Source organism: Leptospira venezuelensis (genome assembly GCF_002150035.1).
Taxonomy (GTDB): Bacteria; Spirochaetota; Leptospiria; order Leptospirales; family Leptospiraceae; genus Leptospira_B; species Leptospira_B venezuelensis.
In genome coordinates this window covers 1,840,224-1,863,291 of sequence record NZ_NETS01000010.1, presented here as the reverse complement: position 1 = coordinate 1,863,291, position 23,068 = coordinate 1,840,224, and the positions used below count along the sequence as shown (strand labels likewise).

22 protein-coding genes are annotated in these 23,068 nt (G+C 39.3%); 7 read left to right on the top strand and 15 right to left on the bottom strand.

The window, feature by feature from the left end; genetic code table 11:
• Position 1 precedes the first annotated feature (1 nt).
• Both B1C82_RS16075 and B1C82_RS16070 read left to right on the top strand, forming a co-directional pair.
• Positions 2–541: an RNA polymerase sigma factor gene (locus tag B1C82_RS16075; protein WP_086448490.1), complete on the top strand. Its 540-nt coding sequence runs from the start codon at positions 2–4 to the stop codon at positions 539–541.
• Positions 538–873, top strand: coding sequence for a hypothetical protein (locus tag B1C82_RS16070; protein WP_086448489.1), 336 nt, complete (start codon positions 538–540; stop codon positions 871–873). The genes B1C82_RS16075 and B1C82_RS16070 overlap by 4 nt, the downstream gene beginning before the upstream one ends.
• Before the next feature lie 78 nt (positions 874–951).
• Here the strand turns inward: B1C82_RS16070 and B1C82_RS16065 are convergent, their stop codons facing one another.
• On the bottom strand, positions 952–2,916 hold the full coding sequence (locus B1C82_RS16065) for an acetoacetate--CoA ligase (protein WP_086448488.1): 1,965 nt from the start codon (positions 2,914–2,916) through the stop codon (positions 952–954).
• 112 nt (positions 2,917–3,028) lie between these two features.
• On the opposite strand from B1C82_RS16065, the gene B1C82_RS16060 reads away from it, so the two are divergent.
• A complete protein-coding gene (locus B1C82_RS16060; protein WP_086448487.1) occupies positions 3,029–3,439 on the top strand; it encodes a hypothetical protein in 411 nt (136 codons plus the stop codon).
• A 134-nt stretch (positions 3,440–3,573) separates the two neighbouring features.
• Here B1C82_RS16060 and B1C82_RS16055 read toward each other — a convergent pair whose 3' ends face one another.
• Complete coding sequence (locus tag B1C82_RS16055; protein ID WP_086448486.1) at positions 3,574–3,975, bottom strand: 6-carboxytetrahydropterin synthase; 402 nt, start codon at positions 3,973–3,975, stop codon at positions 3,574–3,576.
• Between the two features lie 66 nt (positions 3,976–4,041).
• On the opposite strand from B1C82_RS16055, the gene B1C82_RS16050 reads away from it, so the two are divergent.
• Positions 4,042–4,266 (top strand): DUF1858 domain-containing protein, encoded by a 225-nt coding sequence (locus tag B1C82_RS16050; RefSeq protein ID WP_008593840.1) that lies wholly within the window; start codon positions 4,042–4,044, stop codon positions 4,264–4,266.
• A 25-nt stretch (positions 4,267–4,291) separates the two neighbouring features.
• Here the strand turns inward: B1C82_RS16050 and B1C82_RS16045 are convergent, their stop codons facing one another.
• From B1C82_RS16045 to B1C82_RS16010, 8 genes are all read right to left on the bottom strand, one after another.
• On the bottom strand, positions 4,292–5,377 hold the full coding sequence (locus B1C82_RS16045) for a hypothetical protein (protein WP_086448485.1): 1,086 nt from the start codon (positions 5,375–5,377) through the stop codon (positions 4,292–4,294).
• Between the two features lie 75 nt (positions 5,378–5,452).
• Positions 5,453–5,800 (bottom strand): DUF4180 domain-containing protein, encoded by a 348-nt coding sequence (locus B1C82_RS16040; protein ID WP_086448484.1) that lies wholly within the window; start codon positions 5,798–5,800, stop codon positions 5,453–5,455.
• Positions 5,801–5,812: 12 nt separating this feature from the next.
• The gene (locus B1C82_RS16035) at positions 5,813–6,604 is read right to left on the bottom strand and encodes a hypothetical protein (protein ID WP_086448483.1); all 792 of its coding nucleotides are present in this window, start codon (positions 6,602–6,604) and stop codon (positions 5,813–5,815) included.
• Positions 6,605–6,667: 63 nt separating this feature from the next.
• Entirely contained in the window at positions 6,668–8,188 is a 1,521-nt protein-coding gene (gene rodA, locus B1C82_RS16030) for a rod shape-determining protein RodA (protein WP_086448482.1), read from the bottom strand.
• The gene (gene mrdA, locus B1C82_RS16025) at positions 8,185–10,125 is read right to left on the bottom strand and encodes a penicillin-binding protein 2 (RefSeq protein WP_086448481.1); all 1,941 of its coding nucleotides are present in this window, start codon (positions 10,123–10,125) and stop codon (positions 8,185–8,187) included. Before mrdA ends, rodA begins: the two co-directional genes overlap by 4 nt.
• A 1-nt stretch (position 10,126) precedes the next feature.
• Positions 10,127–10,630 carry a rod shape-determining protein MreD gene (gene mreD, locus B1C82_RS16020; protein ID WP_086448480.1) on the bottom strand — a complete coding sequence of 168 codons (504 nt, stop codon included), beginning with the start codon at positions 10,628–10,630 and terminating at the stop codon, positions 10,127–10,129.
• Positions 10,630–11,733 (bottom strand): rod shape-determining protein MreC, encoded by a 1,104-nt coding sequence (gene mreC, locus B1C82_RS16015; protein ID WP_086448479.1) that lies wholly within the window; start codon positions 11,731–11,733, stop codon positions 10,630–10,632. Before mreC ends, mreD begins: the two co-directional genes overlap by 1 nt.
• A 50-nt stretch (positions 11,734–11,783) precedes the next feature.
• Positions 11,784–12,806 carry a rod shape-determining protein gene (locus B1C82_RS16010; protein ID WP_008595388.1) on the bottom strand — a complete coding sequence of 341 codons (1,023 nt, stop codon included), beginning with the start codon at positions 12,804–12,806 and terminating at the stop codon, positions 11,784–11,786.
• Between the two features lie 188 nt (positions 12,807–12,994).
• Here B1C82_RS16010 and B1C82_RS16005 point away from each other — a divergent pair, with 188 nt between their 5' ends.
• The 3 genes from B1C82_RS16005 (at position 12,995) to B1C82_RS15995 (ending at position 16,183) form a co-directional block, all read left to right on the top strand.
• Entirely contained in the window at positions 12,995–14,548 is a 1,554-nt protein-coding gene (locus B1C82_RS16005; protein WP_086448478.1) for a Ppx/GppA phosphatase family protein, read from the top strand.
• A gap of 109 nt (positions 14,549–14,657) precedes the next feature.
• Positions 14,658–15,482: a hypothetical protein gene (locus B1C82_RS16000; protein WP_086448477.1), complete on the top strand. Its 825-nt coding sequence runs from the start codon at positions 14,658–14,660 to the stop codon at positions 15,480–15,482.
• Between the two features lie 74 nt (positions 15,483–15,556).
• Positions 15,557–16,183 (top strand): hypothetical protein, encoded by a 627-nt coding sequence (locus B1C82_RS15995; protein ID WP_234008404.1) that lies wholly within the window; start codon positions 15,557–15,559, stop codon positions 16,181–16,183.
• A 19-nt stretch (positions 16,184–16,202) separates the two neighbouring features.
• Here the strand turns inward: B1C82_RS15995 and B1C82_RS15990 are convergent, their stop codons facing one another.
• The 5 genes from B1C82_RS15990 to B1C82_RS15970 all read right to left on the bottom strand — a co-directional run bounded on the left by B1C82_RS15990 (position 16,203) and on the right by B1C82_RS15970 (position 22,964).
• Positions 16,203–16,457 carry a hypothetical protein gene (locus tag B1C82_RS15990; RefSeq protein ID WP_086448476.1) on the bottom strand — a complete coding sequence of 85 codons (255 nt, stop codon included), beginning with the start codon at positions 16,455–16,457 and terminating at the stop codon, positions 16,203–16,205.
• Positions 16,458–16,524: 67 nt separating this feature from the next.
• Positions 16,525–18,747, bottom strand: coding sequence for a SpoIIE family protein phosphatase (locus B1C82_RS15985; RefSeq protein WP_086448475.1), 2,223 nt, complete (start codon positions 18,745–18,747; stop codon positions 16,525–16,527).
• 138 nt (positions 18,748–18,885) lie between these two features.
• Positions 18,886–20,979, bottom strand: coding sequence for an ATP-binding response regulator (locus B1C82_RS15980; protein WP_086448474.1), 2,094 nt, complete (start codon positions 20,977–20,979; stop codon positions 18,886–18,888).
• A gap of 58 nt (positions 20,980–21,037) precedes the next feature.
• Positions 21,038–21,415 (bottom strand): response regulator, encoded by a 378-nt coding sequence (locus tag B1C82_RS15975; protein ID WP_086448473.1) that lies wholly within the window; start codon positions 21,413–21,415, stop codon positions 21,038–21,040.
• Position 21,416: 1 nt separating this feature from the next.
• The gene (locus B1C82_RS15970) at positions 21,417–22,964 is read right to left on the bottom strand and encodes a PAS domain S-box protein (RefSeq protein WP_086448472.1); all 1,548 of its coding nucleotides are present in this window, start codon (positions 22,962–22,964) and stop codon (positions 21,417–21,419) included.
• Between the last annotated feature and the right edge of the window lie 104 nt (positions 22,965–23,068).

Here is a 23,068-nt window from a genome sequence, read left to right as displayed (position 1 = left end):
AATGACGGAACCAGAATTAATCCGGATCATAGAATCCAGCAAGGAGACTGTCCTCAAGTCAATCCGTAGGCATATTATGCCAGGGATGGCTTCTTTAATTGAGGACCTGGTACAAGACACATATTTAAGATATTATCTTAAATTCAAAAACAAACCTTCATTAGAGCCTCAGGACGCAAATCGTTGGTTGTATGTCGCGGCCAGGAATGAATGCAGAAGAGCGATCCGAAAATGGAATCGAGAAGGTATAGCATATTCAAAACTACAGGCAGAGGTAAAAATTTTTGAAAAAAAAGAACCTCAAGATTTAGCCGCGATCGAGCCAGACCCGGATAAACGCAAATGGATGGAATCTCAAATTAATCTCTTGCCTTCTCCATATAAAGAAACTATGATACTTAGGTTGGGCGGTGAAAAAATGGAATCGATCGCCAAAAAATTGGATATCTCCGAAGGAACAGTCAAATCAAGGATCTCAAGAGCAAAAGAATGGTTGTCTAGATTTGCAAATTCGAATCGGAAAGGGAAAGAAGAGAAATGAAAGAAAAACATATCGATTCCGAAATAGAACAAAAACTCGGATCTTTACTCAATGATACTGATCTTGCGAAAAAGATCGCAGGCAAGGTAATCGCAAAGGCGGAAACCCAAAAGGCAATTAACAAAATGTTTGCCTGGCAGGCAGCAATTGCAGCTGTTTTACTTTTAGGATTAGCAGGACTTGCTACTTTTTATATTCGTAGTTTTAAGGAATCAGAAGATAATTACTCCAATTTACAAAACTCTGCTCAATACTTAGCTTCTCCCATTGAAACAGAATATCTCTGGGAAAATACGGATCTCATTATAGAGACTTCTTTTTCAGAAAGGTAGAAGGTTCGAATAATCGAAACTTCTATACTTGAAAAGAGACGAAGAAGGTCCGCAAGAGTTAAAAATCCAGCGTTACAATCAATCAGTTTGTAACTGAGGGATATTTTTATAATATTCTAATGATTCTGGATTGATCAATGCATCTTGATTTGTGACAACTTCTCCTTGGACAGTCTTCTTAACTGCTATCTCTACTTTTTTCATATTTCGAGTATAAGGGATATCCGCGACTTGGATGATCTTAGATGGAACATGACGAGGAGAAACCTTCTCTTTGATTTCTTTTTTTATCTTTGATTCAAATATGGGATCTAAGGATACACCTGGCGACATCTTTAAGAAAAGGATCACTCTTACATCATCCTTCCATTCTTGGCCGATCACGACAGAATCTGCAATTTCAGAAATAGTTTCAAGTAAGCTATATAAATCAGCAGTGCCGATACGAACTCCACCTGGATTCAAGGTTGCATCAGATCTTCCATACACTACCATTCCACCGTTCGGAAGAATTTCCGCAAAGTCACCATGCCTCCAGATATTAGGATACGTATCAAAATAAGCGCCCAGATATTTTATCCCATCCGGATCATTCCAAAATTCTAAGGGCATTGAAGGAAATGGTTTTGTACAGACCAGTTCTCCTTTTTGTCCTTGGACAGGTTTTCCAGAGTCATCAAAAATTTTGACTGCCATTCCAAGCCCTAAAGATTGTAATTCGCCGGAATGCACAGGTAAATTAGGATTTCCTAATGCAAAACATCCATTCAGGTCAGTTCCTCCGGAAATAGAAGAAAGCCTTAGGTCCTTCTTCCAAGATTCATAAACATAATCGAATCCGTATCCTGGTAATGGAGATCCGGTGGAAAGAACTGCCTTCACGGAAGAAAGATCGACGTTAGGCCTGTATTTTTCCTTCTCTAAGCTAAGAATATATTTAGCTCCTACTCCGAATACTTTCACCTTTCTATCTGAAACAAAACGGAACAACACTCCAGGATCAGGATAAAATGGATTTCCATCGAATAGATGTACAGTTGCTCCAATTGAAAGAGAACTTACTAGCCAATTCCACATCATCCATCCGCAAGTGGTATAATAGAAGATCCCATCTCCTTCTCTCAGATCTGTATGTAGCGCAAGTTCTTTCCAGTGATTTAAGAAAACTCCGGAGCCTTGGACCATACATTTAGGAAGTCCAGTTGTTCCGGAAGAATACATGATATAAACAGGATGATTGAAAGATGTTTGGTAAAATTCAGGTTCCTGTCCCAAAAAAGATTTATAAGATTCTTCTAATGAAATAGCGTTTTTCGGAAATCCGTCCGTTACACTTTTCTGATCTTTAGATCCCAAGCTAGGATATTCTGAAACTAAAATCTTTTTCAGATCAGGAAGTTGAGAAGAGATCTCTTGCACAATCGCAGCAAGCGGAAGTGACTTACCTTTAAATTCGTATCGATCTGTGGTGATCAGTATTTTAGGTTTGATCTGGCCGAATCGATCTAAAACTCCTTTGACCCCAAAATCAGGAGAGCAAGATGTCCAGACAGCTCCTATACTCGTAGCGGCTAACATCGCTAAGACTGTATCCGGGACATTTGGCATGAGACCCGCAATCCTATCTCCAGGCACAACACCTTCCGATCTAAAATAGGCAGAGAGTGCTCCGACCTTTTTATACAGTTCAGAATAGGTCTGACTCTTCTCCGCTCCACTTTCTCCTCTGTAAAATAGAGCAATTGTATCGTCTTTTTTCCTAAGTAAGTTTTGGGCGAAGTTCAGTTTTGCTCCCGGAAAGAATTGAGCCTCTCTAAAAGTATTCCCGGGTCGAATGACTTCATAGTAAGTTTTGGAATGGATAACTGGAGCAAATTCCCAAATCAGTCCCCAAAATTTTTCAGGGAATTCCGCAGACCAGGAATGTAACTCTGAATAGTTCAGGAATTTTTTACCGATCTTTTGTTCGGCAAAATTTTGGAATTCTGTAAGTCTTGAGTTTTGAATGAGTTCGGGACTGGGAGTCCAAAGGGTTTGATTCATGTCCGGCCTGTTATCCTCGTTTTTTTCAATCGAAGGTCAACAGTAAATTAGTTGTGAAGTGAAAGCCTTTCCGTAAGATTTGTGAGTCGATAAGAAGTCCGGAGTTTTCCAGTTGTCAGACCTGAATCATCTCAACCTGCCTACAATCCTATTTTTATGCGTAAGTTTGGTCTACGCATTCCACGGTTTTCTACACCAGCTAGTAGTTGGGGGTGCAATCTCAGTATTCCAGCACCCTGATGAAAGGCAGTCCAGAATGATCCTAATGCTTTGGATCGCAACAGGCGGGTTCATGAGTTTTCTGGGACTATTGCCTACAGTCCTTCTTCTTTTATACGGAGCAGACTCGGAACCAGTGAAGGCAGTCCTGTGGACCAACACTTTGGCACTTTGTTTTTTGGCGGTCCACTTCGTTCTTTGCGGAGTAATGAAACTTCCAAGGCCATTACGTGTCGGTTTTTATTTCACGATCTCTTATGCGGTGGCGAATCTAGTTTTTCTTTTTACGTACGGTAAAGTATAAAAAGTTTCGCACAGAGCTCACCGAGCGCACAGAGAGAAAAAAACGATTTGGGCAAGAGGTAGAAATCCAACATTACCCGCCTCAGTGATCTCTGTGGCCTCCGTGCGAAAAATTTAAGAATAAACGCGGGAATCTTACTTCGGCTCATAGTAAGCCAAGTTTTCCGGACCTTCGTGAATCACGATACGATCTACTTTACCTTTTGCCTCAGACACACTGTTCTTTAAGCCATGGTAAAACCAGCGGGCCATATTTTCAGAAGTCGGATTTGTCTTCTTAAAATCAACATGGTCGTTGATCAGAATATGGTCTAACTCAGCTACTAACTCTTTAAGCTTACGTTTAGAGGTCAAAAAGTCGAAACTGATCCCGTCTTCTCCAATATTCTTTTGACCGGAAAGATAAACTTCTACCTTAAAGGAATGGCCGTGGATAGGCTCATCCGAACCATCAGGGAAGTATTTATAGAGATAATGAGAAGATTCGAACCTTTCCTCGATACGAATATAGAATTTGCCGGTTTCTTGAAAAAACATGGAATTGACTTTGGCCTAGGGAGTCTATATACTGGAACTTAAACCAGTACTTAGGAGATTTTCCCCATGTCGGAAGCGGTCAAGCCAAGATTTTTTAAAGAAATGACAGTAGGCGAAGCGATCGGTCTTCATCCTGAAGCAGGATTGGTATTCTCAAGCTATCATTTGGGCGGATGCTCTCATTGTTCCATCAACGAACTTGAAACTATCGAGCAAGTTTGTATGGGCTATGGAGTAGAAGTAGATGTTCTACTTGATAGTTTGAACAATCTACTCGAGGACGGAGAGTAATCTCTCCGCCTTCGGGTCCTGCTACTTAGACACGAAAATATTCTCTGATTTTTTCAGACTCAATTCCCTTCGGACAATCCAACCAATCTAAAAGTTTAGTAAGCGACTTATCTCCTTTTCGACTAAGGGAAAGTTTATTTAAAGCACCTCTGATCCCCCAATACTTCCTATAATCGGGCATTTTTGGTATTGGAAAATCTAAACTGATAAATGAAAGTCCCACTTTAGTATTTCCCAGGTCTGTTCCTTTTCTCATTTTTTCCAAATCTTGCGCAACTGAATCCAGGGTTTTCCTAAACTTAGAAAGTGAAGCCGGATTTTCACGCTCTATCGCTGTTTGATATTCTCCGATCCATTCTCTGATCTTTTTATATTTTTCCCTTGTCTCCATTTCAGAAGGAATGATCTCCGAAAATTTAGAAGCAGATTCGATCACTTCAGCGACTATAGGTGGAAGAACTAACTGGAAATTATTCATCTTTCCCACAGGAGTTAAACTTGTGAACATCTTCATCCTTTCGTTATCGATCCATTCTTTTATTTCCGAATTTATATCAGTATGAGGTTCGAAGAAAGGGACTTGTTCTAATAAGGAAGCACGAATTGGATGAGCTACGTAATGCGCTCCTAGGAAAGAACTGCGTCCCAGATTCCCTGCAGCTCCCCAGACTACTTGACTGAAATACTCATGAGGAGATTGTTTATTCTTTCTATATCCTTCTAAATTTTCTTCCTGATGTTTTTTCATCAGATCGGTAACACATAATAATTCAAGAGCTTTGTTTCTGGAATCGGCAACTTCGGGATTATAGGTGGGAATATCCACCGAAATGAGCAAACTTCCATCCAAGGAATCCAGACTTTCAAAGGAATTCCAACCTGCGGAAAACTTATGGTCATAGAATATTTTTTCCCTTAGAACAAGTTCATTAATCAAATGAAACAGGCTTTCTATCTGGACACAAGCAGTGCAGATCTCTGTCCAATCATATGAATTTGTTTCTTTATTGATTTTTAATATTTTCGAATTCGAAAAATCAGGCCCCTTGGAATATAGATCGAACAGGCTCTCAAATGTCCAATTGTCCCAGAAAGAAGTATTGCATTGCATCGTGAAGGTCTCGGATTTTCTCCGATATCATTAAAATTGCAAATCAAATTACGTTGTTATTATGTTAGGTGGGATTTATTTAAGCATGCGGATCGCTTCTTCTAAAGTCTCCGCAAATATCACTTTGCCGTTTTTGTTACTTTCGTAAATTAAATCTTTAAAACTTTTGGAGGAAATATTCGAATAATCACCAATGATTATAAATCGTTTTTGATAATTTGTGATCTTCTGAAAGATCTCTCCTGCAAATCCTGTTTTCAGGTCGAAAAATCTCTCGGAAAGATGAGAAGAATAAATCACAATCGTATCACTCTTTGCAGAGTATAGTAGATCGAAGAAGGAATCATTATCCTGAATGATATAGTCGTTATCTGTTAGAAATGAGATCGAGCCTTTTTCTGTATCTATTTCCTCTATTTTCATACGATCCGGAAGTCACTCACCTTTTTGTGGAATATAATAATATCGAATTCCCGCCTTACGGAAATAATAGCGGATCTCCGAGGATTGTTTATCAGTAGGTTGTAATCTTCTTTTAAAAGTATCTTCAGGGATACGGAATGTATCTCCTAATGCATCACATCTGAAAAATCTATTCCCTTCCGGGTAACGGATCATGAGTAAGGAGCCAGGTTCTGTCTCCCAGGCCCTACCTTCTCCTTCCCAAGAAAAATAAATAGATCTACTCGGGAAGATTGGATATTTTCTTCCTTCGTAGAGGACCTTATCCTTGTTTCTATGTACGTTTTTGAATATTTTTTTAGGTCCGGATTTTACGATAAAATGAACAGTGCCACATCTGAAAGTGAGAAGTAGAGGAATCCCGCTCAAGGAACCTGGTTCCAATCCTGGGCTGGAAATATTTGCAGTAACTCTATTCGTGTTTTCTGCGATCCGTCCTAATGTAGAACGCATGGACTCGTCCAAAAATTCTACAGTATCGTCTTTGCGGATCTTCTCTAGTTGTCTATAGATACGATCGAATTCTTGTTTTTCATAAGCCTTGTTTCGGACAAAACCATCTAACTGTCTTTTTAGATTGGAAAGTCTAGCTTTGAAGTAAGGAGTATCATTACGAGAGGCAACATCGAACATTTCTTCCCAGACTGTTTCTAATTCTCTGACTTCCGAATCTTGGTCGTAGGTATTCTTCTCTACTTCTTCCAAGATATAACGGAACTTTCTTTTCAGATCGAATAGAAATCTGGAATCTTTTACTCTTTCCATGCCGGCTTAAATAGAATATCGGCATGACTTTTTGCAAAGTCAGCCATTTTACGTATCCGAATTTTAGTTTGCGTGTTTTCTCATCTTAATCGAGAGAATGATCCCGACCGCTGCCATGGACATAAGTAAGTGAGATCCACCATAACTCATGAAGGAAAGTGGGATTCCCGTAACTGGCAGCAATCCGAGCACGATCCCGATATTGATCGCCATATGATAGAATAACATCGCAACGATCCCAGATGCTAGAAGTGATCCGAATCTGTCCTTGCTTTCGTAACTGATCTGCAGCCCTCTAAGTGGAATAGAGAATAAGAAGAAAAGCAAGAACACGGATCCAATGAATCCAGTCTGCTCTGCCCAAGATGCGAAGATGAAGTCTGTACTAGATTCAGGAACATGAGGGATTTTTCCTTCTGTCATCTCCGCGTTTAAAAAACCTTTTCCGACTAATTTTCCGGATCCCACTGCGGGTTTAGAAGCTCTGAGCTGGTATCCGGCATCTTGTTTGAACTCATCTGGATTTAAAAATGCTGTCAATCGGATGACCTGGTTTTCACGAAAAGGAACAGTCTTCATCACGACTACTGCAGAGATCAAACTTATCCCCAAGATCCCAAGAGGAATATAATAAGAACGTAATGTTTTGCTTCCTCTCGCAACTCTAAGCAATATCATTATGATACTGAATATGATGAGTGTAGCGCCTACCCCTATCAATAACCCTTGATTAGAGAGTATCTTAAATATAAAACTTCCTTCTAAATCGATTACTTGATCGAATACTTCTCTCAGTGCTGTAATTGTTTTGGGAGTTAGATTTGCCCCTGCCACTTCTTTTCCATCTAATACCTGCCAGGTTTTTCCACCCAATCGGTTCACTACTGATAGAAGGTCCGTTTTTCCGGTTCTTTGTAAGAATGCAAGAATATCATTTAGTAATGTAAGTTTAGAATATTCTACATACATAGGAAGAACAAGCGAGATTCCTCCGAATGTAATGAAGGAACCAATGTGAAAATAATCAGCTCCTCCCAAGAACAACATTGTGAATAAGATTGGTAAGAAGGAGACTGCTGTCCCGAAGTCAGGTTGTAAAAGTATCAAAGCCATTGGCAATAGTACGATCCCGAATGGAATCACTAGTACCACTAACTTCTTCATTTCTTTTTCTTTTAAGACTAAATACTGACCAAGCAAGATCACTGTTGCGAGTTTTGCAAACTCCGATGCCTGCAATAAGAACGGTCCAATCTTGATCCAAGATCTTGCCCCCCGACTGGAAGGAAGATACCCAATCCATTTAACGAGCGTTAGTGCTAATAATAGAATAGCAAAGCCATAGATGAATAATGCGTAAGCTCCGATCAATTGGTAATTGATCCGAGACACGAACCACATAATCACTAAGCCGCCTAAATAGAATAAGAGCTGTTTAAACCATTTATGGCCCATAAGGCCGATACTAGGATCGTCAAAATTGTATTCTTGAGAGTATAAAGTGAGAACACTACAAATCATCATGATGAGGACAGAGCCGACTAAAAAGTAGTCAATCCTATCTATGGAACGATCCGACATCATTGTAAATTCTCCGGCGCCGCAGGGGCTGTTTCAGGTATCTCAGCAGTTCTTTTGAAACTTCCAGGAGGGAAAGCGGCTCTAAACATTTCTCTTGCTACAGGTGCTGCTCCTGCAGCTCCGCCCACTCCATATTCTACGAATACAGCGACTAATACTTGTTCGCTGACTGGAGCATTTGCAGGTGCATATCCTATAAACCAAGCGTGGTTGGATCCTGAAGATCCTCTTCTTCTTGTTTGGGCAGTTCCTGTTTTTCCTGCAATATCAGGAAGACCAGGCTTATTCAATACGAACGCGGCTGTTCCATTCTTAACAACCAATCTAAGTCCAGTTTTAATTGCCTCGACCGTGGAAGATTGGATCGGAATATCACTCAGCCTCTGAGGATCTGTTCTGTTTATAATTGAGTTATCTAGTGGATCCCTAATTTCGTTTACTATGTACGGCTGATAGATTTGCCCTTTATTCAAAAGTCCCGCATAGAATAATGTCATAGAAAGCGGTGTAACGGACATGAATCCTTGTCCGATAGAAAGGTTGATCGTATCTCCATCAAACCATCTGGTTCCATAAACTCTTTTTTTCCATGCAGGAGAAGGAACCTGACCTGCAATCTCTCCGGGAAGATCCACTTTGGATTTTTGATCCAGCAAGAATAAGCGAGAATAAGTCAAGATAGGATCAGAACCGAGCTTATATCCTAGGTTATAAAAATATACTGAACATGATTTTTGAAGCGCATGAGCTAGGTCATTCGTACCATGCCCTCCCTTCTCCCAACAATAGAATACTTGGTCGGGAACACCAGCGAATGTAGATTTTAAAGTATAACTACCATTACATTGGTAACTAGTTTCAGGAGTATAATCCACCTTGTGCCCACTTTCCAAGGCAGCTAGCGCTACTAACGTTTTATACGTAGAAGCCGGCGGGAATTTAGATTGGATCGCAAGATTTAAAAATCCGCCGTTTGCATCCACTCTCTTATAATGTGCGGTTCTTTCGGATCTACTTTTTCCGGAGAGAACATTCGGATCATAGCTTGGATTAGAAGCCATCGCCAAAATTTCTCCAGTGGAAGGACGCATTGCAATTGCAGTTCCTCTGGCACCTTTTAAAGCCTTATATGCAGCAAGTTGAATATCTTTGTCTATAGTAAGAACTAGGTTGTTTCCAGGAGTAGAATGTTCTACAACCCGTTCTTCTTCAATATTCCCTTCGGAACTTCTTTTCTGGATACGGAATCCGTCTGTTCCTCGAAGACGAGAATCATATTGGAGCTCCAACCCATCCTTCCCAAGCCACTGGTAAGATTTAATTTCGCGGGTAAGAAGGTCCGTTTTACTAGGTTTACCTATATACCCGGTCACATGCGCGAGCGCAGGACCCATCTTATAGATCCGTCTAGGAGAAGGAACTAAGATTACATACTTTGATATATTATCAAAAACTGATATACGTTCTTGTTGAGCCTTGGAGATAGCTTCTAAGAGTACGAACGGTTTTTTAGTTTTAATCTTTTTGGAAAATTTAGGCTCAAGCAAGTCCTCTTCATAATAGGACATTGGAATAGAAAGAGTTCTTGCGAATTCCTGTAAGAAATTCTTAACCTTAGTAGGGTCGTATTTGAGAAGAGAAGTATTTAATACTGCGTCCAAACTGGAGTAATTGGAAACAAGCGCCATTGATGTCTCAGGAGTGAGAAAGTTTCTATCAAACATTTCCCCCCTGGCAGCAGGGATGGTCTCACTTTTTCGAACAAACTTCTCTGCCTTTAATGAGTTATCCGTTCCTTGTATGATCTGAAGATTAAATAGTTGGATTACGAATGCTATTAATGCAAACGCAACTAGCCCGGAAAACATGTAGAGCCTAAGCCTGAAACTACGTTCGAGCCTAAACTCCGTGGCTGAAGAAGATCCTCCTCCCCCCAACATTTTAGCCTTCCGCCTGCTCCAATCTGTATAATTTTCCCAAGATCCAAAAGAATATAGGAGCGATTGCTGCGTTAAAGATAGAGGTACTGATGATGGAATAGTTTAAATTTTCATGAAAGAATAATCGGAATAACCCATCAGATGCGATCCTGGAAATCAAAGTAACAACCAGAGAATACAACATTATAGAAATCTGATTTTCATGATACGCAGGTCTTGCGAACTTTCCTACAATATATCCCATGACACAAAATGCAAGAGAGTGAAGTCCTATTTTGTAGGTAACTACATTCCCTACAATCTCTCCACCCAAACCTGAATCCGAAAGCAATCCGCCGAAAAATCCGATCCAGATCCCAGCCATTGTTCCCCTACGGAGAGCAAAGAACAAAACGAAGATCACCATAAAGTCAGGTTTAAATCCGGAAATCTCGAATAGATTTGTTCCATTCAAGAAATGTGAGATCAAAATCCCGGCGCCAATGACTATATATTCTAAAATCATCAGTTTGTTTCCTCGTCGGAGAATCCGGATCCATTACCTTCCGGCTTTGGAGGTTTAGGAGTTTCTACAGGTTTGTTTCCAACAGGAGTTGGAACCTTAGGCTCTCTTTCTTCTTTAGGATAATTTAATTCACCAAAATAAGGATTTTCAATATTGATATTTTGTCCTTCCGGCCAAGTCTCCGCCCATTTTTCAGGAAGTTTCATTAGAATAGTAACAGACTCTAACATATCGAAACGAACAAAAGGTTTCAAGAATGCAGTTTTAAAACTTCCGTTGCGCGGACCTTCTTCCGTAATTATACCCACAGGAATTCCTGGTGGGAACATTCCGGAAGAACCTGAACTATATACTGGTTTTCCAATCTTACTTAAAGACTCAGTGTATTGGATCATCTCGCTTGGACCCATTGGATAATCTCCAAAAATCCTTGGATCGATAATGATACCACTATCTATATAATTCATTAATGCTTCCATTCCTCTTCCGGAGTTTCCAGAAAGAGTAGCCCAAAGATTACTTTCCGGAATGGAAACACCCATATTATAATTGGAATTGATGATAGGTTGAACTACCGCGGATCCACCTGTGACCGCGATCACCTTTCCAACTAGAGCTTCTATAATTTCACCTTTTTGATTCACCGCCCTCGCAGTGACAGGCATATAAGGTTTGATCCCTGCTTCGGAACCTTTGTCTATAATTATAGTACGATAGATTGAATTCAAACGAACGGAAAGAACTTCCGCTTTAACTGTAGAATATTTTTGTTTAGTATTAAAACGTAATTCTCTTCTGAGACTTTCGTTTTCTCTGCTGACTCTTTCCAGATCTTGGGGAAGAAGTTTATAATCATCTATTGCAGCAACGCAGGCATCTCTTTCCTGACGAACCGCTTCAAAAGATTCTAATTTAGTATAAGCCCCTTTAAAAAAGGAACCCACTCCGTCGATCGAACCGGAGACAGAATCTCCTACTCTCTGAAAACTTGCTATCCCTCTAACTAAAACATTACTCTTAAAAGTCAGGGACAGAAGAGAGAATACAATACAGAATAAAAGGGAAACAGTTTCCTTACTTTTATTAACTTGAAGCCAAAGCATAAAAAATTCCGTATCGGACGCTGAGCATCAACCGGAGACCGAGATCCGAATTAACGGATCCCTGGTTTCAGATACTTAACTTCGTCCAAGAATTTTCCGGTTCCAAGTACCACACAAGTCAGAGGGTTTTCCGCTCTGAACACAGGCACACCGGTTTCTTTAGAAAGATAAGTTTCTAATCCGCGAAGAAGACATCCTCCTCCAGTGAGAACGATCCCTCTTTCTACGATATCCGAAGCAAGTTCAGGAGGAGTTCTTTCCAGAACTCTTTTGATTCCGTCTAAAATTTCGTCGGTTGGTTCTTTAAGAGCCTTACGGATCTCGTTGGATTCTAATTCAAGAGTACGAGGTAATCCGGAAATTGCATCTCTACCTTTTACTTCCATGGTCTCGGTTTTTTTCTCAGGGTAAGCGTTACCGATAGTAAGTTTGATATCTTCTGCGGTTCTTTCCCCAACAACCAGGTTGTATTGGTTTCTTAAATATTTGATGATTGCATCGTCGAATTCGTCACCACCGGTTCTGATGGACTCAGCGATCACCATACCACCAAGAGAGATCACAGCGATCTCAGTAGTTCCACCACCGATATCCACGATCATGTTACCTGCAGGTTCGTTGATCGGAATATTTGCACCGATCGCAGCAGCCAATGCCTCATCGATCAGGAAGATCTCACGTGCACCTGCTTGTTCTGCGGATTCACGAACCGCACGTCTTTCCACCTCAGTGATACCGGAAGGAACTCCAATCACGATCCTTGGTTTTACGAAAGTAGTTCTATTATGAACTTTTGCAATGAAGTAGCGGATCATTTTTTCGACTGTTTCGAAGTCCGCGATCACCCCGTCTTTCATAGGGCGAATAGCTACGATCTCGCCGGGAGTACGTCCCAACATTCTCTTAGCTTCCTGGCCTACTGCGAGCACTTTGCCCGTAGCTGCGTGGACCGCTACTACGGAAGGCTCGGAAAGAACGATACCTTGCCCTTTTACATGGACGAGAGTGTTTGCGGTTCCGAGGTCGATTCCCATATCGTTGGAAAATAATCCGTATAGCTTATCGAATATCATTTCTATCCTTTGCTGCCAGAAGGCTGGTTGATCTTATTTATTATCTGCAACATCCGCGAAAATCTCTAGGATTTTACGGGCGCGATCCAATTCAATATTTCCTGCCCGATCCTTACCGGCAATTCCAAAACAAAAAAAACGAAAAACAAATTGGAACCCATCGCTACCTCCATAATATTGGGGAACTTATGGTCCGGGAAAACACCCTAGCTGCCATCGATCTAGGCACAAACTCCTTTCACATGATTATCGTCCGGGTCCGTGAAAACGGGACCTTTGAAGCTATCGCCAGAGAGAAGGAGAACGTTCGTCTCGGAAGCGGTTTGGAAGAAGGAGGAGAGATCGATCCTCCCGCATTTAGGCGTGCAATCGAGTGTTTGAAGCGTTTTAAGATGCTTGCGGATAACTCAAAGGCAGAGATCAGAGCAGTCGCCACATCTGCAATGAGAGAAGCTTCCAATCGTGCAGAATTCCAGGCAGCCGCCTTAAAAGAAGCAGGCATTAAAATCGATGTGATCAGCGGATACGAAGAAGCCCGACTCATCTATTTCGGCGTCCTACAAGGACTTCCAGTATTCGATAAAAAAGTACTACTTGTGGATATAGGCGGAGGAAGCACCGAAGTTTTAGTGGGTTATAGAGGAGACATTCTATTCTCCAAAAGTTTCAAATTGGGAGCAATCCGACTCACCGAAAAATTCCTAAAATCAGAGACCTTGGATTCTTCTCAGATACGAAAATGTAAACTCTATGTGGAAGAGATCATTCTTCCTTTTAGAAAAATCATCCGAGATCTGAAACCGGAAATGATCATCGGTTCATCCGGAACAGTCCAGGCCACTGCAGGCATTATCCGCGCATTCGAGGGGGATCTAGAAGAAAGGCCACTCAACCATTATACATTCCAATCCGCTGAATTCAAAAAAGCTAGGAATATGATCCTAGAGGCGGACACTTCCAAAAAGAGAAGCAAGATACCCGGCTTCGATTCCAAACGTTCCGATATCATCGTAGGTGGAATGCTCATCTTAGATGAATTATTCCAATTATTGGATCTTCCGAATATGACCGTATCTGAGTTCGCCCTTAGAGAAGGAATTATCTATGATACTATCCGAAAATGGGAACATTTCCAGGACTTGGAACATTCCAGACATCTGGACGATATCCGCCAAAAATCTATCCTAAATCTTCTAGTTTCTTACACAAGGGACCAAGAATACGCCCGGCATGTGGCCAAACTGTCTCTGGACATATTCGATCAACTTCAGTCCATACATCGTTTAGGAAAAGAAGAAAGAGAATATTTAGAAGCTTCTTCTTTGCTCCATGAAGTGGGACTATTTATTTCACATTCTGCCTATCATAAACATAGTTATTATCTGATCCGAAACTCGGAAGCAATGCTTGGTTTTACTTGGGGAGAAATAGAGATAATCGCACTCACAGCTAGATACCATCGTAAAAGCGCTCCTAAATCTAAACATAGGGAATTTCAAAGGGTCGGCCCAAGAGAACAGGAAACAGTCGAAAAACTTTCCGCAATTTTAAGGATCGCAAGTGCATGCAATCGGAACAGACAAGGACTGATCGAAACAGTTAAATGCCAGGTTCGAAAAAATCAGGCAATCTTTACCTTAACTACAAATCAGAATTATGATAAAAGCCTGGAACTTTGGGCCTGCGAAGAACAAGCAGATGCATTCGAGTCCGCTTATGGAATGGTACCTTTATTTCAGTGAATAGGTTTAGATCTTTCGGCTATTAACTCAAATAACGAATAACCTAAAAATCAAAATATCAATTCTATGTTCATTGACTAATCAGAAAACATTTGAGCATTTTATAAAAATGGAAGACCCAATTACTCCAAACGTGAAAGATGAAATATTTAAAAATTTATTAAAACCATTTAGTGAACGATTTCAACATCCTGTTCTTTCTTGGTTTATAATTATTTCCGTATATGTTCATACTGGAGATATTCTAAAACTCTTCCTTTATCTAAATGATCAATATATCCCTAAAGGCAATGAAACAATAATTGAAGAAATTGGAAAAAACTTCAGTATTTCTTCTATAATAGGAATCTTCTTAATATCGATCCTCATAGGAAGCATTTGGCCAATTTTTGATGCAGTTTTCGGCAAATGGATAGCATTCGTTCAACGAAAAAGAGAAAATTGGATTAAAAAAGAGATTGGGAAAATTTATGAAAATAACATTAAATCTCTAACCGATTCATTAGAGGGAATTGTTGGCATAGTAGAAGGCGATAATCAAAGAAAATTTTTAACTGAATTTGATTCAAACGAATCTCAAAGGATTCTAATCCTCAGACGATTAAGCACGATATCTGTCGGAGATTACGTGAAGTACAATTTCGAAGATGGTTTAATATATCCGTATCAATCCGATAGAGATGGTCATCTCGGATTGGTAGTAAGAACATTACCAAATAATCTTTGCATTGTCTTAACAAAAGGGAGAATAAAAAACTCTGATCTAAATGCGAAATTTCCGAAAAATGGTAAATATAGGAAAGTTAATGAGGATTGGCAAATTGTTTCAGAAAGGGATCCTTATCATATAAGAAAAGAAGGAGATTATATTGCGGTCGACAATACTCATATAAATTTCAATTTCGCAATAAAAGATCGTTTTAACATTCCATAGAACTCTCCAAATAACATATCCACTTGAGCTCATTTAATCTACGCCTTCTTTACTCAAAAAGTTACATTGCCATATTGATAACTTTTCTAAACTGTTTTACAGTCTTTCCATACAAACAAGAAACCATCGATTCTCGTTTATTAGATAAAAAAGAAGAAGGGATACTTTCCAAGAAAGGGAAAATTGACTACGAATTCCAAAACTTCGAATTGGTATTAAAAATAGAAGGTGCTTCCTTCCAAGAAACGTTAGAAAAAAAGAAAACCTTAGAAACTAAGATCGTACATTACGATTATAAGAAGACAGACGGATACAGACAACTGGACAATGATGACAAACCCTGGAACAGATACATACTCGGAATGTTTGCTGATATAGGAGCTCTTTTCGAATGGACTACAATCCCATTTCGAACCATTTCCAGAAAAAAAGAAGAAGTAACACTTTCGGAGAATATTATAAAATCCGAAAAGATTCGAGACTTTGATCCGAAGGAACTACAACTCATCTTACGAGCTGAAAATACGGAATTCGTAAATCAAATCCTACAATCAAATACCATCCGGATCAAACTTTCAGAGATACAAAAATATTTCCCTAAGACAAATTCAATCGAGGCTTTACTCTATCACAAAGAAGAAAGGATAGAATATAAAACCATCTCTATAGGAGAAGAGATCCGTAAGCTGAAATTAAAATAATATTGCCTCAAGATCCTAATTATGGCTCTTTTCCTTTATTACAAACATCATCCATATTTTTCAATCCACCTAAACAAAACGCATAATAATGCTCTTCGTCAGCTGGAGTCATGCCAGTAGGTTTATTTGCACAGAGAACATAAACTGTAAGCTTTGAGCCTAAACAGTAATCCGGCGGACTCACAGGTTTGAACATGTTAAAAGGAACAACATCACATCCGCTCAGAATACTCAAAAATAAGAATATAAGCAGAGACCGTTTTATATATTGCATAATCCCAAACTTCCAATTAATAACCCCGACAAATTAAGCACTAAAAATTTAAAGTCAAGATATTATCTCATCTCAATATTCTTCTGTCCTCACTGGACTCTGAAATTTGAGCCGTTTTCTCTATTAAAAATTCTGAAAGTTTTTTAGCTCTCGGATGTTCTGGAGAAATAGCGGTTGCTTCTGCTAAAAGCTGGAAGGATCTTTCCAATCTACTTTTAGATGCATACATTTCTGCAAGATGCAGAAGATTATCCGAATCTACAGGATTTCTCATCCGATATCTTTCTCCTAAGTCGATAGACAATACAATCTTACCGGACTTGCGAAGAAGTTTACTTACAGTAAAAAGAAATTCCGTATCCGTAGGACGTCTCTGCACATACTTCAGGCCAAGCTCTCCCGCCTTTGCATATTTTTTACCGGAAGAATATTCTAATGCAAGCCTTCTACATTCCTGAAGAGAAACTGTCTTTTGGTTTCCATTCTTCTTTTCAGGATCCGACTCTTTGAGTAAAATTTCAGAAGATGTTAAACTTTTCTTAGGCGCTTCTATCCGAAGAAGAGAAAGATCGTCTGTTATCTCTCCTTCTTGCAAGATCAATTCATAAGTAAGGTCCAGATCTCCTTTTGCTCTTCCTACAATTTCTAAAAACCTGGAATCATCTGGATCAATCTCAGATTTAATCAAAAGATCATCTCTTCCATCCGATCCGGAGAATAAAACGTCTCCAGATCTTAATTGAAATACCTCAATATGAACATTACGCCCAATACCGGAATGCCCTATTTTAAAATATTTCTCCTTAGGCTCCAAGAACATAGTAGTCTCATCTCGATACAAAACAGGAGAAGGATGCTCGCAATTTATATAATATAGAACCCCTCTGGACTCATCCAATAATCCTAAAAAACCGGACGCCATTAACGAACCGTCGAACGCTTCGAAAACTTTTTGTAATTCTATAAACCAGTTCTTTAACCACCTCTCAGGCCAAACATTTCGGTATAAAGCCGGAGTTCTTTCAATCATGGATCTGGAAATAGAACCCAAGATGATAGCCCCCACTGCACCTTGTAAGGATTTACCCATAGCGTCCGCGTTCACAAATGCGATATATGGTTTACCTCTTAGACGAATAGAATGTGCCAGAGAAATGTCTCCACCAATCTGCCTTTCTTTCTGTTTATAATTAAATTTTTTCTTCTGAACAGTCAAAGACCGAAAAGAATATTCAGAATCCTGCAACTGAATGGAATGAAGAGGTTCTGTAAGAAGAGAAGTTAGAAAATAATCTCCGTCCTGACTGAGTTTCAGTTTATGGATCTCATCCAGACTTTTTCCAAGCTCATCTGCAGTTTCCTTTAACTGTTTGGTCCTTTCTTCTACCTTGGATTCCAAACCTTCATTCAAGGATTGAATCTCTTCATAAAGACCTCTTAATCTTTCTACAACTTTACCAATTCTTTGTTCTTGTTTACCGAACTCATCCAAGGAAGAAGGAGAGATTTTAAGACCAAAATTACCTTCTCCTACTTCTTCTAAAAATCCTGTTACGGAAGATAGTCTGGATCGTATCGCCTCAGTAACTATCCAAGCAGTAAATATCAAAGGAACGGAAAATAAGAGTGCCATGATTGCTAAGTGCAGAAGAGGATTTTCCAGACGAATACGTCCATCCACAGTTGCATATAACATGTAACCTAAAAGACTGAATGGCATAGAGATCATTGCCATAACTACTACGAGCAATCGTTTGGAATAAGGAAAAAATAATCTGGTCTTAGCCTCAACTTCTCTGAACTTATTCCTACTCAAAGCGGGCCGAACAGAGTATTCAGTAATAAACAAATAACTAATAAACGAAATAGGAATGATCCCCAAATACAGCGCAGGAATAGTTGCGATCAGATTAGGTCTGTACCCCACGATCAAATAAACGATTAGATGAGCAAGAAGCACTCCGAAAAACCAACGGCCTACAATAACGAATGACTCATAGATAGGCTGAGTAATATAAATGGATTTTGCAGAAGAAAGAAGGTTTGGATCGATAGAACTTCTATCTTCTAAATAAGATGCTTTTTTTAATCTTATATACCTAAGATAGAAGGCACCTAAAAGCATTGCTGTAGCGGCTATCGTAGCAGCCACTCCCATGGATAGATATTCTTCTAAAGAATACAAAGAACCCGTAACCGCAGAAAAATATACAGCAAAGGGTACAGGAACAGTATGGGTAAATAGCTCAAGCCTCCAGGTTAGGACCGGCAAAAGACGTGCATGGCTCATTTTCGTTTCTCTTTTTCACTTAAATTAAAACCAACACTGTAGCGATCGCTACACGGATCAATATTTTATTTCTTATATAAGATAAAATTAAGTGAGATATTCCTATTAGGAAAAGCACCCAACAGAGCTAGATAAACTTTACTTTTGATCCAAAGCCGAACGAATGCAGGAAAGTATCTCAGTGCCCAAATAAGGCTTTTGGATAAAATAACTCACACCAAAATCTTTTAAGGAAAGTTTTAATTCGGGATCCATAAACCCACTTGCAAGAAGGATTTTGACAGAACTATGAATGGCTCTGATCCTCTTGATTACTTCTCCTCCTCCAAACTTAGGTAGGCCTGAATCAGTAAGCACCAATTGGATTTCAGAATGTCGAAGCAGGAATTTTTCTACACCATCTTCTCCATCTATAGCCAAATGCACTTTATATCCTTTAGAACTTAACAGATCTGCCAACATGTTTCGGAGAAGCTCTTCATCTTCGATTACAAGTATACCTTCATTGCCCCCCAAAGATTCCGATTCAGAATGATTAGGTTGTATTGTAACTTTCGGCTTTTCGTTAGGCACAGGTAAGTAAACAAAGAAAGTAGTGCCTTTGCCCAATTCAGAATCTACTTCGATCCAACCTTTGTGATTATCGATTACACTATATGCCAATGCAAGCCCAAGACCCGTCCCTTTTCCAATATCCTTAGTAGTAAAGAACGGTTCAAAAATTCTTTGTCTGGTTTTTTCACTCATCCCACTGCCTGAGTCAGAGATCCGAAGTATTACATATTTTTCTGCGAAGCTCTTGGAATATCCCATCTTTATATTTTCAGAAGCAGTTAGAGTTGTCTCTATTGTCAAAACCCCACCATCTTGCATGGCATCTCGAGCATTCACACATAGATTTAATAAAACTTGATGGATTTGGTTTGCATCCACCTGGACCATAGGAAGATTTTCTTGGAAATATGTGAAAAGCCTGATATTTTTAGGGAAAGTTTGAGAAATTAATTTACTGATCTCTAATATGATATCGTTTAATTGAGTAAGCTCCAGATTAAACTCTGCCTTTCTGGCAAAAGTAAGAAGTTGCCTAACCAAGGAGGCTCCTCTCTGAGTAGCTATATGTAATGCGGAAATATGTTGTGAAAACTTTTCAGGATTATTTCGATTACTTTCTATTACTGAGGTATGCCCCATGATGATAGAAAGTATATTATTAAAATCGTGAGCAATCCCACTCGCTAACGTTCCCAAACTTTCCAGTTTTTGGGCTTGAATCAGCTGTTGCTCCAGTTCTACTCTCTTTTTCTCAGCATCTTTTAATTGAGTTTCTTTCAGTTTAAATTCTGTGATATCTTCGGCAATCCCAGCAACTCTGATTGTATCCCCTTTTTCATTTTTAACAGGAAATGCTTTATCCCGGATCCATCTGATCTCCCCGTCAGGACGAACGATCCTGTATTCTTCTCTATATTCTCCTGCCACCTGCCTTGTTCTAGCACTATCCATCACTCTATCCCTATCATCCGGATGGATAGATTCAATCCAAGAGATTGGATTTTCCAAAAGACTTTGCCTAGTTCTTCCCCAAATTTGTTCGTACCCCTGACTGATATAAACGATCTCATTTTTAGAAAGACTGGTCATCCAAAACACTTCATGGATCGCATCTGTAAGTTCTCTGAATAGCTTTTCGCCTTCTCTATTTAACCTTTCAGCCCTAATTCTTTCTTCTATTTCATAACCTAACTCTTCACTTCTTTTTAGAAGTTCGAAATTTTTCTCCTCTAACTTCTCTACTAATCTATGATTGTACTGTCGAAGTGGTCCGGAATCCATCACCAATTTTTTGATGTTACGCTCAGCTCTAGGTTGACCGATCAACTTAGCGACAGTTTCCTCCAGAATTTTAATGCCCGCTGGCTTTTTCAAAAATGCGTCCGCACCAAGATCGAAAGAAAGTTTTTCATCTGAGTCAGAAGTATAAGTAGCAGTATATATTATAATAGGAATATGTTTGAATTTCTCATTCTGTCTTACCTGGGAACAGAATTGGTATCCATCCATTTGAGGCATTAGGATATCAGAAATAATCAGATCTACTTCAGTATTCTCTAAAATCTCTAAGGCCTCGATGCCGTTAGAAGCTGTATAGATTTGCCTAGATCCATTTTCCAGCTGAGCTGAAATTAATTTCCGGTTTTGGTAACTGTCGTCTACGACTAGAATCAGCATAAAATTTGAGTCAGATAAAAGACTCTATATTGATAGGGGACGAAAAAATTCTTTTGGATCATGGGTTTAATCCCTTGATAAAACCGTTAATTTGATCGGTAAATTTTCTAGTATCGATTGGTTTTGTAATATAGCCATCGCAACCTACGCTGTAAGCTTTTTGAGCATCTCCCTTCATTGCAAAAGCGGTGACGGCTATGATTGGTATATTTTTCGTATCCTCTCTTTCCTTTAACTGTCTAGTAAGCGTAAGTCCATCTATTCCAGGTAATTCTATGTCCATGAGGATCAGATCCAAAGGAAAATTATCAATGATCTGAAGTGCCTCTTCTGCATTCCCTGCTTTTAAAACTTCATACTCATCTAATTCCAATAATTCGCAAATCAATTTGAGATTTACGATATTATCATCTACTACCAAAACCTTAGGAGGCATATTATTTTCCGTTCAAAATATTCCTAGGAAGTATTATAGTGAAAATTGATCCTTTGCCCAACACACTTTCTACTTTTATAGTTCCGTTCATTAATTCCACTATCCTTTTTGTTAGAGCAAGACCTAACCCCGTTCCCTGGAATTGCCGATTTGCGCCGCTATCTATTTGTTGAAATTCCTCAAAAATCCGCGTAATGTCCTTTTCATCTATTCCGATCCCCTCGTCTTCGAATTTCATTCGGATAAAATCTTTGCCTTCTGCCTCCATATTCACTTTAATATTGCCAGTTTCATTGCTGAATTTTACGGCATTGGATAAAAGATTGTATAGTATCTGTTTAATTTTTTGGGGATCCCATGTCACTGAGTCCACAGAGTCCTCTACTTTTACTAAAAAGTTGATCTTCTTCTTTCTTAATAAAGGGCGAATAATGGATGAAACTTCTTTGATTGCGTTGGATAAGGAGAATGTTTCCAGAAATAATTCCATCTTTCCTGATTCTACTTTTGCGAGATCCAGGACATCATTGATCAATTTCAAAAGATGATTCGCGCTATTTAAAATATCTGTTAAGTATTCTTTTTGTTTTCCATTTAATGGTCCTGGCCTTTCGTCGGAAAGTAATTCGGAGAAACCTATAATTCCATTCAAAGGAGTTCTTAGCTCATGTGACATGTTCGCCAGGAATTCGCTTTTTAATCTGGCAGTTTCCTTCATTCTTTCATTCTGTTCTTCTAATGCAGCTCTTCTGAATTCCTCTTGTTGTTTTCTTTCAGTGATATCACGAATAGAACTAGAAACCAGCATACCTTCTTCCGTTTCTAAAGGACTTAAACTTATCTCTACAGGGAATTCTAATCCGTTTTTCTTAAGTCCATATAGTTCTAGCCCGCTTCCCATTCCTCGAACTTTTGGATCCTTGAAAAAACCGATCCTATTGCCGGTATGATTGGACCTGAATCTTTCCGGTACCAGAACTTCCACCGGCTTATACAGCAATTCTTCCCTAGGGTATCCGAATAATTTTTCTGCTTGGGAATTGATTAGGACTATATTTCCGTCCCGATTTACGATCACGACTGCGTCAGGAGCGGACTCAAGAAGTCCTCTGAACTTAGCTTCCGCTTTAATCCTTTCTCTAATGTCACGGATGGCGCTCAATACCAATGTTGTTTCTTCTGTTCGGTAAGGACTTAAACTAATCTCTACCGGGAATTCGGTTCCATTGGATTTCCTACCAAAAAGTTCCGAACCAACGCCCATTGATCTTGTTCTTGGCATTGTGAAATAATGATTACGATGTGAAATATGGTTTTTCCTGAATCTATCAGGAAGAAGAATCTCTATAGGCTGCCCCAATAGCTCCTTTAATGTATAATCAAACATTCTAAGAGCCTGTTCATTTACGAATACTATACTTCCTGAATCGTTTACCATAACGATAGAATCAGGTAAAGATTCTAGAAGGCCTTTAAATCTGGCCTCGATCAGCTTTGCATCCTTCAAAGCCTTTTCGAATGTGATGTCTTTTTCCGCAGGCGTCGTCATAATATATAATAAATTCGTATATTAGAGACAGGTAGAATACTTGGAAAAAAGTCCCAAGGCAAGCCTATTTCAAAAGATGAATATTGGAAAAAAATTATTATCTA

Coding starts and splice junctions, on each gene's coding strand:
- B1C82_RS16055 (WP_086448486.1), bottom strand. CDS start 3,975: ATGTTTTTTCAAGAAACCGGCAAATTCTATATTCGTATCGAGGAAAGG.
- mreC (WP_086448479.1), bottom strand. CDS start 11,733: ATGCTTTGGCTTCAAGTTAATAAAAGTAAGGAAACTGTTTCCCTTTTA.
- B1C82_RS15970 (WP_086448472.1), bottom strand. CDS start 22,964: ATGACGACGCCTGCGGAAAAAGACATCACATTCGAAAAGGCTTTGAAG.
- B1C82_RS15985 (WP_086448475.1), bottom strand. CDS start 18,747: ATGAGCCATGCACGTCTTTTGCCGGTCCTAACCTGGAGGCTTGAGCTA.
- mreD (WP_086448480.1), bottom strand. CDS start 10,630: ATGATTTTAGAATATATAGTCATTGGCGCCGGGATTTTGATCTCACAT.
- B1C82_RS16000 (WP_086448477.1), top strand. CDS start 14,658: ATGGAAGACCCAATTACTCCAAACGTGAAAGATGAAATATTTAAAAAT.
- B1C82_RS16065 (WP_086448488.1), bottom strand. CDS start 2,916: ATGAATCAAACCCTTTGGACTCCCAGTCCCGAACTCATTCAAAACTCA.
- B1C82_RS16005 (WP_086448478.1), top strand. CDS start 12,995: ATGGTCCGGGAAAACACCCTAGCTGCCATCGATCTAGGCACAAACTCC.
- mrdA (WP_086448481.1), bottom strand. CDS start 10,125: ATGTTGGGGGGAGGAGGATCTTCTTCAGCCACGGAGTTTAGGCTCGAA.
- B1C82_RS16010 (WP_008595388.1), bottom strand. CDS start 12,806: ATGATATTCGATAAGCTATACGGATTATTTTCCAACGATATGGGAATC.
- B1C82_RS15975 (WP_086448473.1), bottom strand. CDS start 21,415: ATGCCTCCTAAGGTTTTGGTAGTAGATGATAATATCGTAAATCTCAAA.
- B1C82_RS16070 (WP_086448489.1), top strand. CDS start 538: ATGAAAGAAAAACATATCGATTCCGAAATAGAACAAAAACTCGGATCT.
- B1C82_RS15990 (WP_086448476.1), bottom strand. CDS start 16,457: ATGCAATATATAAAACGGTCTCTGCTTATATTCTTATTTTTGAGTATT.
- B1C82_RS16050 (WP_008593840.1), top strand. CDS start 4,042: ATGTCGGAAGCGGTCAAGCCAAGATTTTTTAAAGAAATGACAGTAGGC.
- B1C82_RS16075 (WP_086448490.1), top strand. CDS start 2: ATGACGGAACCAGAATTAATCCGGATCATAGAATCCAGCAAGGAGACT.
- B1C82_RS16045 (WP_086448485.1), bottom strand. CDS start 5,377: ATGCAATGCAATACTTCTTTCTGGGACAATTGGACATTTGAGAGCCTG.
- B1C82_RS16035 (WP_086448483.1), bottom strand. CDS start 6,604: ATGGAAAGAGTAAAAGATTCCAGATTTCTATTCGATCTGAAAAGAAAG.
- rodA (WP_086448482.1), bottom strand. CDS start 8,188: ATGATGTCGGATCGTTCCATAGATAGGATTGACTACTTTTTAGTCGGC.
- B1C82_RS16040 (WP_086448484.1), bottom strand. CDS start 5,800: ATGAAAATAGAGGAAATAGATACAGAAAAAGGCTCGATCTCATTTCTA.
- B1C82_RS15980 (WP_086448474.1), bottom strand. CDS start 20,979: ATGCTGATTCTAGTCGTAGACGACAGTTACCAAAACCGGAAATTAATT.